This is a genomic window from Acinetobacter sp. DSM 11652, assembly GCF_900109815.1.
GTDB lineage: Bacteria > Pseudomonadota > Gammaproteobacteria > Pseudomonadales > Moraxellaceae > Acinetobacter.
This window is the reverse complement of record NZ_FOBK01000001.1, coordinates 127,372-139,576: the sequence shown is the minus strand read 5'-3', so window position 1 is coordinate 139,576 and position 12,205 is coordinate 127,372. Positions and strand designations below refer to the sequence as shown.

General features: G+C 38.0%; 15 protein-coding genes. 7 read left to right on the top strand and 8 right to left on the bottom strand.

All coding sequences use genetic code 11. The annotated features are described in order from the left end of the window. Positions 1-9 precede the first annotated feature (9 nt). The 5 genes from rutF to rutD form a co-directional block, all read right to left on the bottom strand. A complete protein-coding gene (gene rutF / locus BMW42_RS00665; RefSeq protein ID WP_228143063.1) occupies positions 10-549 on the bottom strand; it encodes an NADH-dependent FMN reductase RutF in 540 nt (179 codons plus the stop codon). 70 nt (positions 550-619) lie between these two features. Then, positions 620-1,000 carry a pyrimidine utilization protein C gene (gene rutC / locus BMW42_RS00660; RefSeq protein ID WP_035265663.1) on the bottom strand — a complete coding sequence of 127 codons (381 nt, stop codon included), beginning with the start codon at positions 998-1,000 and terminating at the stop codon, positions 620-622. Between the two features lie 33 nt (positions 1,001-1,033). After that, positions 1,034-1,783, bottom strand: a complete 750-nt coding sequence (gene rutB, locus BMW42_RS00655) for a pyrimidine utilization protein B (protein ID WP_092766015.1) — start codon at positions 1,781-1,783, stop codon at positions 1,034-1,036. After that, a complete protein-coding gene (gene rutA / locus BMW42_RS00650; protein ID WP_092766014.1) occupies positions 1,780-2,892 on the bottom strand; it encodes a pyrimidine utilization protein A in 1,113 nt (370 codons plus the stop codon). The genes rutB and rutA overlap by 4 nt, the downstream gene beginning before the upstream one ends. Positions 2,893-3,192: 300 nt before the next feature. Further along, entirely contained in the window at positions 3,193-3,987 is a 795-nt protein-coding gene (gene rutD, locus BMW42_RS00645; RefSeq protein WP_092766013.1) for a pyrimidine utilization protein D, read from the bottom strand. Positions 3,988-4,150: 163 nt separating this feature from the next. On the opposite strand from rutD, the gene BMW42_RS00640 reads away from it, so the two are divergent. The 4 genes from BMW42_RS00640 (at position 4,151) to BMW42_RS00625 (ending at position 7,677) form a co-directional block, all read left to right on the top strand. Then, on the top strand, positions 4,151-4,504 hold the full coding sequence (locus tag BMW42_RS00640; protein ID WP_035265656.1) for a hypothetical protein: 354 nt from the start codon (positions 4,151-4,153) through the stop codon (positions 4,502-4,504). 3 nt (positions 4,505-4,507) lie between these two features. After that, positions 4,508-6,286 (top strand): PepSY-associated TM helix domain-containing protein, encoded by a 1,779-nt coding sequence (locus tag BMW42_RS00635; protein WP_092766012.1) that lies wholly within the window; start codon positions 4,508-4,510, stop codon positions 6,284-6,286. A gap of 5 nt (positions 6,287-6,291) precedes the next feature. Further along, positions 6,292-6,630 carry a DUF3325 domain-containing protein gene (locus BMW42_RS00630; RefSeq protein ID WP_092766011.1) on the top strand — a complete coding sequence of 113 codons (339 nt, stop codon included), beginning with the start codon at positions 6,292-6,294 and terminating at the stop codon, positions 6,628-6,630. A gap of 153 nt (positions 6,631-6,783) precedes the next feature. Further along, the gene (locus BMW42_RS00625) at positions 6,784-7,677 is read left to right on the top strand and encodes a LysR substrate-binding domain-containing protein (protein ID WP_092766010.1); all 894 of its coding nucleotides are present in this window, start codon (positions 6,784-6,786) and stop codon (positions 7,675-7,677) included. Between the two features lie 76 nt (positions 7,678-7,753). Here the strand turns inward: BMW42_RS00625 and BMW42_RS00620 are convergent, their stop codons facing one another. Then, positions 7,754-9,352, bottom strand: coding sequence for a bifunctional 3-(3-hydroxy-phenyl)propionate/3-hydroxycinnamic acid hydroxylase (locus BMW42_RS00620; RefSeq protein ID WP_092766009.1), 1,599 nt, complete (start codon positions 9,350-9,352; stop codon positions 7,754-7,756). Between the two features lie 292 nt (positions 9,353-9,644). Here BMW42_RS00620 and BMW42_RS00615 point away from each other — a divergent pair, with 292 nt between their 5' ends. Beyond that, positions 9,645-10,157: a tetratricopeptide repeat protein gene (locus BMW42_RS00615; RefSeq protein WP_092766008.1), complete on the top strand. Its 513-nt coding sequence runs from the start codon at positions 9,645-9,647 to the stop codon at positions 10,155-10,157. A 131-nt stretch (positions 10,158-10,288) separates the two neighbouring features. Here BMW42_RS00615 and BMW42_RS00610 read toward each other — a convergent pair whose 3' ends face one another. After that, a complete protein-coding gene (locus BMW42_RS00610) occupies positions 10,289-10,792 on the bottom strand; it encodes a cysteine peptidase family C39 domain-containing protein (protein WP_092766007.1) in 504 nt (167 codons plus the stop codon). An 84-nt stretch (positions 10,793-10,876) separates the two neighbouring features. Then, on the bottom strand, positions 10,877-11,254 hold the full coding sequence (locus tag BMW42_RS00605) for a MerR family transcriptional regulator (protein ID WP_092766006.1): 378 nt from the start codon (positions 11,252-11,254) through the stop codon (positions 10,877-10,879). Positions 11,255-11,325: 71 nt separating this feature from the next. Here BMW42_RS00605 and BMW42_RS00600 point away from each other — a divergent pair, with 71 nt between their 5' ends. Together BMW42_RS00600 and BMW42_RS00595 are read left to right on the top strand one after the other, a co-directional pair. Next, positions 11,326-11,820, top strand: coding sequence for a DUF2938 family protein (locus tag BMW42_RS00600; protein ID WP_092766005.1), 495 nt, complete (start codon positions 11,326-11,328; stop codon positions 11,818-11,820). A gap of 60 nt (positions 11,821-11,880) precedes the next feature. Beyond that, complete coding sequence (locus BMW42_RS00595) at positions 11,881-12,114, top strand: DUF6500 family protein (protein WP_092766004.1); 234 nt, start codon at positions 11,881-11,883, stop codon at positions 12,112-12,114. The last annotated feature ends 91 nt before the right edge of the window (positions 12,115-12,205 follow it).

Here is a 12,205-nt window from a genome sequence, read left to right as displayed (position 1 = left end):
CATGCTGTTTTAGACCATTGGAACTGGCTCGCAATATGCGCGGTTAAAATACATGAGGGCTTTTTCACCCGCTTGCTGTTTCATCCCCTTTACTTGGCAGAACAAAACATCATGACTGCCCACCGATAAACTTTGTACGACTTCACAATCAAAACTCACTAGCGCACCTTCTAAAATAGGTGCACCTGTGACTAATGTTGACCAGTCCCCCTTTTCAAAACGTTCTGCCATTGGAGTTTTACCCCCAAACACATTTGATAAATGCTTTTGACTACTACTTAAAGTATTGACACACAAAACCTGATTACTTTTAAATGTTTCAAATACTGATGCTGATCGATTTAGACATACCAGCAATGTTGGTGGCGTATCTGTCACACTACATACAGCTGAAGCTGTGAAGCCAGCTTTTCCTGCTAGACCAGCTGTAGTAATGACATTGACAGCTGCACCTAAATTCGACATTCCTTGTCTAAAAACCTGTTGGTCAATGTTGAGTGTGGCACTCACTGCCTCGGGTAAATTGATTGATTGCACATTTGCATTCATAGTGTTCTCCATCCCTCATCGCCTAAACAGTCAGTGAGGGACTCATAATAGGGTGATGAAAGCTTTCAAATTAAACATGAGCAATCGAAGCAATTTCGATGAGTGCATCAGGTTTGACTAATCCTGTTTGAACACAGTAACGAGCTGGTTCTGCATTCGGAAAATATTCGGCATATACTTCATTCATTGCAGCGTAGTTTGCCCAATCTGTCAGAAAAATATGGTTGAAAGTAATGTCCGACATTGTTCCGCCAGCAGTTTCGATGACCTTCTTTATTGTTTCAAGGACATGGCGTGTCTGTGCTGCTACGTCTCCAACATGAACTACATTGTTGTTTTCATCAAAAGGCAAAGTGCCTGAAACATAGACAATGTTGTCTGCTTTAGTTGCTGGTGAATACGGTGCGAGTGGCTTACCTGAACCCACTGGAATAATGACTTCTTTTGACATGACTTATTTCCTAATTTTAGAATCTATAAATATTTATGCGCTTTCAGCGAGTGTTGGTTGATCTGCAAAACTACTGATAAAACTTTCTGTATTCGACACCCATCCAAAGAAGATTTTTATATTGTACATACTTGCGACATGGGCTTCTTTTGGCCCTGCTTGATGACAGGCATCGTCTAAAGCCACGCCAAAATATTCTAGAAAGAAGCCATCTCTGAGCGTCGATTCAACACATACATTAGTCGCGATACCGACAAAAACCAAATTACGAATTCCACGAACTCTAAGCATGCTGTCTAGCGCTGTGTTAAAGAATCCACTATAACGAGGCTTTTCAATCACAATATCTTGAGGAGCTGGCACCAACTCATCAATCAACTCAAAATCCCAATCCCCTTTTGCTAACAATTTGCCTTGTAACTCAGGACGCTTACGCATGGTCTTCAGTGCATTTGATTTATGAAAGTTTGGTGAATCAATACCACCTGCTTCACGATATTGATTATCCCAACCGTTTTTGAAATAGATCACTTGAATACCAGCATCATGTGCTGCAGAAACTGCCTTTTTAATATTTTCAACCACAGGTTTTGTCGTCGACACATCAAACCCAGCAAGATCTAAATAACCACCTTTTGACGTATACGCATTTTGCATATCAATCACGATTAATGCTGTTTGCTCAGGTGCAAGCACAATATTTTCCGGTTCGGCTTTGAGTTTTACACCCGTACCCGCTTGTGCAGTAAATCCAGCTTCAACGGTATTTTCTAAATGACTCATGCGATTTTCTCCAACACAGGTTCTGAACTCATTCCTTCAACCACAACATGTTCACGACATTTCATAAGCGGCTGAATCCGTTGTCCAAAACTTTCAACACCTTTAACAAAATCATCAAATGTCAGTAAAATGCCTTCAGTTCCTTTTACCTCGCTAATCTCATCTAGCATTTTTGCGATAGTTTCGTAAGAACCCACTAACGTCCCCATATTGATGTTGACTGGTGATACTGATGAAGCCATTTGACGAATATTAGTATCTGCACCAGATTTAGTATCTTTTCCGCCTTGATTCATTAACCAGTTGATCGCTTCAATATCAGCACCATCTTTGTAATGTTGCCACTTCGCCATCGCTTCTTCGTCTGTTTCAGCAGCGATAATCATGAACAAAACGTAGGTTTGAACATCACGACCCGTAATATCTGTTTTTGCTTTTAAACGATCATTGATTTCTGCATATGCTGTTGGTGTATTTAGCCCTTTACCAAAAACAAAATTGTAATCAGCGTGTTGAGCAGAAAATTCCAAACCTGTATCCGATTGACCAGCGCAGATAATTTTCATCTCTGCTTGCGGGCGTGGGCTAACTCGGCAATCATCCATTTGGAAATGGTCACCTTTAAAATCAGATTTACCTGTTGCCCATAATTCACGCAGAATTTGTACGTATTCAGATAAGTATTCGTAACGCTTTCCGAAATATTCATCACCGGGCCACATGCCCATTTGGGTATATTCTGGCGCTTGCCAACCTGTGACGACATTTAGACCGAAACGACCATTCGAAATTGAATCAATCGTAGATGCCATGCGTGCAACTATGGCAGGCGGCATCACTAGCGTCGCAGCTGTTGCATAAATTTTTATTTTGCTGGTGACTGCAGCAAGACCCGCCATAAGCGTAAAAGTTTCTAAGTTGTGATCCCAAAACTCAGTTTTACCCCCGAAACCACGCAGCTTGATCATAGACAATGCAAAGTCAAAACCGTAATGCTCTGCGCGTTGGACAATTTTTTTATTTAACTCAAAACTTGGTTTGTATTGAGGAGCATTTTCTGAGAGTAACCAGCCATTATTTCCGATCGGACAAAAGACACCAATTTTCATATCTAACACTCCTAATTTAACGATCAGTTAAATTCGATTTAGTAGGATTAAGCTTTCGAGCTTGTATTAGATATTTAGCAAATGATGTGCCAACTATTATTTTATTATATATTACAATAGCTTAATAATTTTATATTTTACCTTATGATAAATTAATCACATAATCCCAATACCCATTACTCCTAAACAACGTCATAAAAAAGTGCATAAGATGTTCCAAAAAATACCATTTGGTAAAATAATTAAAAAAACCACGATCTCAATCGTGGTTTTTTATATGCAATTGAAAAGTTTCAAATGCTAGAGTGATCGAAGAAATTGAATAAGTGCCTGATTAGTGATATTTGGCTCAGTCACAGTAGAAGCATGTGCACCTACATCAAAAATTGAGCATTGTGCATGTACAAAATTTTTCTGAAGATCAAGAGTCTTATGTACTGGAACCAAGAAATCATCACGATTTGCAATCAAGTGAATTGGAGTTCGTTGAAGTGCGGTGATATGTTCATTCGTTATTTTAAATTCCTTTAAAGCCTTCAGACGTCTCAGTACATTCTCTTTTGGTGGAAAGTTTCGGAGTTGATTATTTTCTGCTTGTTGTATTTGATCGATATTAACCGAGATCCATACAGGTGGATAAAGAAATAATGCTTGAGCTCTAACATATGCCTCTGCACCAGCATTTTGTAATAACGATTCTCGAGCTTCAAAACATTTGAGCGTATGTGGATCTAGTGAGTCCCACGCATTAATACTGGTCAAACTCAACATTTCCAATTTTGTATTTTGAATTAAAACGGCTAACTCCGCTCCAATATGCCCACCTAAAGCATGACCGATAAAATGGAATTCATCGATCTTTAGATCCTCTAAAATCTGTATCACTTGTATTGCCATATCGGTCATTGAATAAGTTGGTGCTAGTAATGCAGCATCTGCATGACATCCTTGTTGATCATATGTAATGACATGAAAAAATCGAGTCAATATATCTAATTGAGGATGCCAAAAATGTCCATGCCCTCCTAACCCTGAAGATAACAACACAAATTGAGCATCAGGATTAGCTTTGCAGTAAAAAACTTGATACGTCATAAATTTTACCTATCGATAAAAAATAACTACAACTCTGCAATTAACATGCCCAAGCTAATTCAATTAAAAATTTATTTCTAAAATGCTAAATTTATAATTCTAAAGATAAACAATAATTGTTATCATTTACAATAGTTACATACACTCACACTTTCTTACTTTTATGAACAGTACAGAATTCGAACTACCAGGCGAGTTAACACTTGGGAATCAAGTAAAAAAAACTCGTAAGACTACTAAATCAGTTTCTATCAGTTATCGCCTGATGGTGCTCTATCGTTTTTTATTGGCGGGTATTGGAGGTTATTTGCTTGCATCCCTCTCTGCTATCGTGATTGCACAAACATTTAGCACATATCAATCTAGCGCAGCGATGTCAGCAACGCTCATTGCTTTCTGTTTACAGTGTGCAGCGTTTATTTGGGTTTTTATGGTTCACAAAACCAGAAAAGCTACATTGGGCATCGTCTTACCTAGCCTTGCTTTATTTCTCATCTATAAAATCATGGGGAACTAATTCATGAGAAGTGATGCCAAAGCTGAAGGCCCACGCCAGTCTATGTCATGGTTACATACTTGGGCTAGTTTGATACTAGGATGGTTGCTGTATGCCATCTTTGTAACTGGTACTTTGAGTTTTTTCCAAGCAGAAATCAGTACATGGATGAAGCCCGAGTATCACCAATCGATTCCAAGCCAATCTCAACTCGAGCAGACGCAAGTCGCTCTGCAATATTTGCAGAATAATCATGATGATGCAGGGAGCTGGGGAATTCAATTACCCAATGCTCGTCAAAATTACACCACACTGAATATCCGGAATGTCGGAGAAGATCCCAATGCTCGTCGCGGTGGTAAACGTGTGACGATTGACAGTGCCACAGGTGAAGTATTAGAAGCCCGTGAAACCCGTGGTGGTAGTTTTCTGTATCGTTTCCATTTTGAATTATACGGAATGCCACGTATATGGTCACGTTGGATTGTGGGCATAGCAACCATGTTTATGCTTGTTGCAATTATTAGTGGCATCATCACCCATAAGAAAATCTTTAAAGATTTCTTTACCTTTAGAACAGGTAAAGGACAGCGTTCTTGGTTAGACGCACATAATGCAACAGCTGTATTCGCACTTCCCTTTCATATCATGATCACTTTTAGTGGTTTACTTTTATTATTGTTTACCATCATGCCGTGGGGGGTACAGCAAATTTATGACAATCGTGGCGCCTTTCTACAAGACCAACGAAAATCCTTAATTCAAAATCCAGCAGAACCACAAGGGCAGACTCGTACTGATCAACCGCAAGGAAATCAGCGCTCGATGATGAATGCGCGTACAGAAATTGAGGCTCGTGGTACGCAGTCAGCATCAAATGAACATACTAACAAAATGGATGGTGAGAGAAAGAATCGAGGTGAAAGTCGACGTACGCGCAACCAAGATCGAAAAGCTGAACCTGCACCACTTACAGATATTGCTCCGATCCTCACTCAAGCTGAAGCGAAGTGGAAAAACAATCCGATTGGTTCGATCACAATTAAAGCACCAAATACATCGAAGGCGACCATTGAGTTACGTGCTTTACACGGCGCAAGTATCGCTCATCGTGGCGTATATGAAACTTTAGACTTCAATGGTGTGACAGGTCAAAACATTACAGATGATTCCACTCAACTCAAAAATCCTTCTATTCCCAATGGCATTTACAATGTTGCCACTGTTCTACATGAAGCACGAGGAGTTGATTTAGCCTTACGTTGGATACTCTTTTTTTCTGGTATCGTTGGCACGCTAATGGTCGCAACAGGATTAATTTTATGGTGCGTCAAACGTGCACCTCAACAAGCGAAACAAGGTTATAAATCCTTTGGGTATCGTACGGTCGAGATTACCAACATCGCTGCGATTATCGGCTTACCTATTGCTTGTGCAGCTTATTTTTATGCAAACCGTTTTATCCCTGCCGACATGGAAATGCGTTTAAACTGGGAAATCCGTACATTCTTTATTGTGTGGCTCTTCACACTGGTTTATGCTGTTTTTCGCACCCATCGCCAAGCTTGGCTTGAATTACTGGGTCTCGCTACCCTGCTTTTCGCTTTACTTCCGCTTGTAAACTTTATCACAGGTGGTCAACCTTTATGGTGTTCTATAGCTCACGGTCAATGGGTTATCGCTTCGTTCGATCTGGCGATGCTAGTTTTAGCAGTGGTTTTTTATTTTGCACTTTACAAAGTTCAAAATCATCAAGGAACTCCATTAAAAAAGAGTCAAGTTTTACCTAAGGTAGAGGGGTAATCACCATGAGCTTTTTTCTCCTCATTTGGGCAGTTTGTACTTTAGGTTTTATAGGTTTAGCCAGTGCAATGCAAAAGCATCAAAAACAAATTTTTGGTCAAACATTGAGTATTAAACACCAGAAAATAGCCTCAATGGTTGGATGGGGATTCCTGTCGTTAGGGCTTATCCTCTGCATGAGCAAAGGACAAGTCAGTAATATGATGAGTTATTGGGTTGGTGTACTGACATTCGCTGCGCTTTTTGTTGCACTTTGTCTGACCTATTTTGAGTCACAAATAAAAAAAATCATTTTGGGCGTATCCTTTATTGGATTCATTAGCTTGATCTTCTCAATCATTTAATACTTTACTTGATAAAAACCGACCAATATTTCATTTCAATATGGGTCGGTTTTTTTCTTCTTAAATTAGCTTTAAACGTGAATCACGCTGAAGTTCTAGCAATTCAAACGTATAATCAACCTCATTTATTATGGCGATTAAGGATCGGTACGCATGGAACTTCGACATTTGAAATATTTCGTCTCAGTTGCCGAAGAACTTAATTTTACGCGTGCTGCAGAAAAACTTTTTATAGCGCAGCCCTCTTTAAGTCAGCAAATTAAAGATCTTGAAACGGAATTAGGTACATCCCTGCTGATTCGTAAAAGCAGAAGCTTATCGCTCACAGAGGAAGGAGAAACTTTTTTAAAAGATGCTCGACATATATTGAAACTTGCTCAAGACGCCAAACACAAGATTCAAATTATGGCGAATACCAAGAAAAATAAATTAAATATTGGCTTTTTACCTGTGGCAGAAATGAAAATTTTTCCCTATGTCATGCCTATTATTCGTGCACAACAGCCTGATTTAGATATTCAATTTCATAGTTTGAGCTGTTTACATCAAATCCAAGCACTTCGTGATCAAAAAATTGATGTCGCATTCACTCGCCAATGTATCGATGATGAACATATTGCCTCTATCGAATTGTTCAGTGAGCCCCTGATCTTGCTGATTCCTCGTCATTCAGCCCATGCGCATTTAGACTGTATTTCAAAACAGGATTTAATTGCCCAAAAATTTATCATGAGCGAGGAAACTGCCTCACCGATCTTATTCCAAAAAATTCAAAACATTTTTGAAGCTCTAAATACATCTATTCAAGTTGCTCAATACTCGAGTAACATTTTAATGAATATTAATCTTGTAGCGATGCAAGTCGGTTGGACCATTGTTCCAAAATATGTTGAAAGCTTGCTCAGTGAAAATGTCTTAATTAAATCAACTGAAATCGATTTACCGAATATCAGCTTATATTTGAGTTTCAGAAAGCAAGATCAAAGTAAGCATTTGCAAACTGTCAAAAATATTCTTAGCCAACACTTTCATTGTCATATTTTTTAAAAATTTGAACGCTATTTTAAAAATAAAAAACCTGCAAATTTGCAGGTTTTTTTTAGATTAGTCTTAAACTTTTTGATTAAACGCCAAGTTTATCAAATAGTTTTTGGCTGAGCTCTTCGCTCGTCTGAGGAATACTTAAGCCCGCGACAAATTTATCTGGTCTTAAAAATGCCATCGAATATTGAGTGCGACCAAACCACGCACGAATCGCATGCTCCGTATCCCCAAGTGTCAATATTTCATCATCATGAGCATCAGTATTCAATTGTTCAGGTGGAACGACTTTAATAAATTTCACACCTAAGGCTTTCCATTTTTGAATACTTGTTGGTGTGAGTCCCCAAGTCGGATCTACTCCCCAAGCAATAATAGCAAAGCCTTGACCAATAAAATCATCCAGTAATTTCACCTGACTTGTGCTGTCTTGCATTTTAGGTTGAATAAACATTTTACCGATTGGTGATGTCTTATTGACCTGTCCAATTAAAATACCAGATTTATATTGTGGCATTGGCTTAAAGCGCATTTCCAACAAATATTGTTTAACTGGTTTAATGTAATTTAGAACATATGAAATAGCATCACGCGCAGTACCTTGCCATTTTTTAGGCGGTGCTAGCACATGGCCTGCTGTAACAGATAAATCAATCATCGCTTTGGCATGATCATGACGCTCTTCTTGATAAGAATCTAGAACTTTAGCATCTACTTTACCTTGTACGACCATAGCAAGTTTCCAAGATAAATTGAACGCATCACGCATTCCACTGTTATAACCCTGTCCCTGCCATACTGGCATAATGTGCGCTGCATCTCCCGCAAGTAAGATACGCCCTTCTTTAAATCTACTGGCAATACGTGCATTATGGGTATAAACACGATTTCGGATCACATCGATATTTTCAGTGTTTGGTAATACTTTGGATAAAAGTTTAGCCATGTTTTCAGGTTGGCTAAGTTGCTCTTGCGTCTCCCCTGGCATCACCATAAATTCAAAACGACGGATACCATGTGGTAAAGCCGCTGACACATATGGACGTACTGGATCGCAACATAAGTAAATATGTGGTGTCGCCAATGGATCGTTTGCAATATCGACAACAATCCATTGGTTTGGTGCAGTTTTACCTTCAAAAGGAATATTCAACATACGGCGAACGTAGCTATTACCACCATCACATGCCACTAGATACTTTGCAGTTATATATTCAATTGTTTTATCTTTATTTTGGATTTGAACTTCAACTTGATCTTCAGTCTGCTTAAAACTTTGAAGTTGACGAGAAAAAAGTACTTCCACATCATCAAAACGTTCTAAACCTTCCAATAATTCTGCATCAACATAAGGTTGTACGAATGCGTTACGACGAGGGAAACCAAACTCACGTGTTTTAGGTTGAATATCTGCAAAACAACGGCCTGAAGGCGTAAGAAAACGCATCGCATGATCGGGAGTGGTATGCGGCAATACTTTGTTGATCAAACCAATCGATTGCATTGTTCTTAGAGATTCATCATCAATACCAATTGCACGAGGATAATCAATCAATTGATCGAGCTGTTCAATCACTTTTACTTTTAAGCCCGCAAGGCCAAGGCCGTTCGCCATCGTTAAACCGACTGGGCCTGCACCAAGTACGATCACATCTGCTGAATAAGTGTTGGTCTGTGACATGGTCAATCTCCTCTAATATTCGCATTAGAGAGGATTTTCAGCATAGGAAAAAGTTATGCTAAGGTCTTATGAAATTTAAGAAATTGTCACTTTTACTTCAATTCCATCAAAAAACCTTAATTTATGTCGCTCATCTATAGCTTTTACCTATAGTTGAATTTGTAATTCATCTACAAAATATCTTAGTAAATAGGCTCGAACCATACTACTCAAGCTTTGAATCAGTTTTGCAGTATAATCAGGGAACAACTTTAATATTTTTTGCTTCGCTTTGAAGCCATGGAATCCCACTATGACGAAACGTGTTACCGTCCCGATTGCTCTCGAAAATCGTGCTCATGCAGGTAATGCCGCTGCTCAATTTGAACTTGCCGAACTTTATATGACGAGTGAACACGATGAAGACATTGCGCTTGCAGAAGAATGGGCTTTACGTGCTGGTCAATTGGGTCATGTCGAAGCGATGTACTGGTTAGGGGAAGGTTATACACATTATGCGAAAGAGGTTTTAGAAGAAGATCCTGAGGATGCAAAACTAAACTTTGAGTACGGTTTTAACTGGCTCACACAAGCAAGTAAACATCAACATGCTGCTGCGATTTTAGAGCTCGCAGGTTATTACCGTCGTGGTAATGTGGTCGAAAAAGATGTACAAAAATCTGTTAAATTGGTGACTCAAGCCGCTGAACTTGGTGATACTCAAGCAATGCGTGATTTATCCGCCATTTATGCACATGGTTTAGGTGTGGATGTAAACGAGGAAAAAGCTGATTATTGGCAGGAAAAGGCTCAATCAAGCACTTAAAATAAATCTCGTTTTTTTGCCTCAAAAGCCTTCATGATTGAAGGCTTTTTATTGAGCTACTCTAGATCTTTTTAAACTATAACACACCTTAAAATAGCAACCCACTTTAAGATAGTTACATACTTTTGATATTAATTAACTTCAGCGATGATGGCTTGTCTACAAATCCCATCTACTGCCCTTTGCTGTTCAAATATTTTTTTCGGCATTGCTTCAAAGCTATCAAAAAAGCAGATTTCTTCTTCATTAATGTCATATACCAATGAATGATTACCAATGCCTTCTAAAGTATCGTAATACACGATCACGAACTTATTCGAATCAAATGCGATTTGAATATCTTGATAGCTGATTGCGGGGGATATTTTTAGCGCAAGTTTTTCAGCTTCTAAATAGCTTTGCTTTTCTTGCTCTTGAAGTGCATTGTCTTCATCTGTGGTAAATTCCACATCTAAGCCAAATTTTTTAAGTCCCAACGCTAGACCGATCGTGGTCGTTCCATCACCTTCTACATAACCACAGACTTCTTTTAGTTGTTCAATATCTGGGTCTAACCCAAGATGTTGAAAGAGCATCCATACGGCGTAAATGCCAGCATTAGCTTCGAGGTTAGCGAGTTCTTCGGGAATTTCCATCAAAAATATATATTATTTATTGAGCTATCAATTATAACAAATAATCTTCTTCAAAATTTAAGAAATTAAATACAAAATTCAAGCTCACTCATCTAAAAGTTTCAAAAAGTCTGGACATTGTAAATGGTCATCGTATGGACATTTTTCAACGTGTGTCAAAATTAATAGTAAGTTATTTAAAGTCTCAATTTTATCTTTGATTTCGTTTTTTGCTTCCCTAACTTGATCTCTTTTAATTTTAATTTTTTCATGATCAATTGCCATATTTTTAATTTGGCTCAGCGTCATACCACCATTTTGGAAGATCTTGATTAATGAGATATTCTGTATTGCTCGGGATGAATACTGTCTTCTAAGCCCTTTCCTTCCAATAGATCGAATAAGTCCTTTTGATTCATAAAACCTAATCGTGGCAGTTGAAGTATTTGTCCGATCAGCTAGATCACCTATATCTATTTCCATTAATGCACCTTGACTTCAAGTTAGCTTTAAGTTGCACACTAGCATGACTTAAATTAGAGAGTCATCCTTTCATGAATATTTTAATTTACATTTTAGCCTTAGGCCTAAGCGCTACTTTAATTATGGATTTTTTTGGTTGGGCAAGAGCGATGATTTTTAAAATCCCCTCATTTAACTATGCTTATTTGGGTAGGTTTTTCTTTTTAGTTAAAAATAAAAAAAACGTATACAGAAATATTACCGAAGCCCCTGTACACAAATTTGAATACATTACGGGTTGGGTATTTCATTATATAACCGGTATTTTTTTCGCTTTAATTTATACTTATATCGATAATTCACATACTACTTTGGAAGCTTTTATATCTTCTATTTTATTTGGACTTTCAACTGCTATTATCCCATTTTTGGTGATGCAACCTATTCTTGGATTTGGTTTCTTTGCGAGTAAAACGCCCAATCAATGGATCAGCATAAAAAATAGCTTAGTGGCACACTTAAACTTCGGAATCGGTTTATTTATAGCCCAAATTATTCAATCCTACATTTTCTCAACATTACACTAATGAAAGCTTGATAAATTGAATGATAAAAATTTTAAATTAAATTTCTAATACGTTGCCAAAATGAATAAATCAATCAAAGACAAAATTATTCGAATTTGTGATGAAAAAATCGATCGGAAGGGAGAATCTGTAGGTTTGTCATTTTATGCTTTCTTTTCAAATAAAAATAATGACCCCGATGCACTCATGGAAGTAGCTCATTGGTGGATCATGAAACATAAACTTGACCACTTTGAAAAAGCACAGAAAATAAAATCTCTAATATCATCGGAATCTGAAGTTGACGCGATTTAATTGAAATACTTTGAATCACCAATAACCAACTTAACATTGGAAATTCGCAAGTTTAGAAGTACAATACTCCGCTAGTCGAGGGATGCTGCGA

Excerpts from the sequence above, each read along its gene's own strand:
- rutF (WP_228143063.1), bottom strand. The coding sequence starts at position 549 with ATGAATGCAAATGTGCAATCAATCAATTTACCCGAGGCAGTGAGTGCC.
- rutC (WP_035265663.1), bottom strand. The coding sequence starts at position 1,000 with ATGTCAAAAGAAGTCATTATTCCAGTGGGTTCAGGTAAGCCACTCGCA.
- rutB (WP_092766015.1), bottom strand. The coding sequence starts at position 1,783 with ATGAGTCATTTAGAAAATACCGTTGAAGCTGGATTTACTGCACAAGCG.
- rutA (WP_092766014.1), bottom strand. The coding sequence starts at position 2,892 with ATGAAAATTGGTGTCTTTTGTCCGATCGGAAATAATGGCTGGTTACTC.
- rutD (WP_092766013.1), bottom strand. The coding sequence starts at position 3,987 with ATGACGTATCAAGTTTTTTACTGCAAAGCTAATCCTGATGCTCAATTT.
- BMW42_RS00640 (WP_035265656.1), top strand. The coding sequence starts at position 4,151 with ATGAACAGTACAGAATTCGAACTACCAGGCGAGTTAACACTTGGGAAT.
- BMW42_RS00635 (WP_092766012.1), top strand. The coding sequence starts at position 4,508 with ATGAGAAGTGATGCCAAAGCTGAAGGCCCACGCCAGTCTATGTCATGG.
- BMW42_RS00630 (WP_092766011.1), top strand. The coding sequence starts at position 6,292 with ATGAGCTTTTTTCTCCTCATTTGGGCAGTTTGTACTTTAGGTTTTATA.
- BMW42_RS00625 (WP_092766010.1), top strand. The coding sequence starts at position 6,784 with ATGGAACTTCGACATTTGAAATATTTCGTCTCAGTTGCCGAAGAACTT.
- BMW42_RS00620 (WP_092766009.1), bottom strand. The coding sequence starts at position 9,352 with ATGTCACAGACCAACACTTATTCAGCAGATGTGATCGTACTTGGTGCA.
- BMW42_RS00615 (WP_092766008.1), top strand. The coding sequence starts at position 9,645 with ATGACGAAACGTGTTACCGTCCCGATTGCTCTCGAAAATCGTGCTCAT.
- BMW42_RS00610 (WP_092766007.1), bottom strand. The coding sequence starts at position 10,792 with ATGGAAATTCCCGAAGAACTCGCTAACCTCGAAGCTAATGCTGGCATT.
- BMW42_RS00605 (WP_092766006.1), bottom strand. The coding sequence starts at position 11,254 with ATGGAAATAGATATAGGTGATCTAGCTGATCGGACAAATACTTCAACT.
- BMW42_RS00600 (WP_092766005.1), top strand. The coding sequence starts at position 11,326 with ATGAATATTTTAATTTACATTTTAGCCTTAGGCCTAAGCGCTACTTTA.
- BMW42_RS00595 (WP_092766004.1), top strand. The coding sequence starts at position 11,881 with ATGAATAAATCAATCAAAGACAAAATTATTCGAATTTGTGATGAAAAA.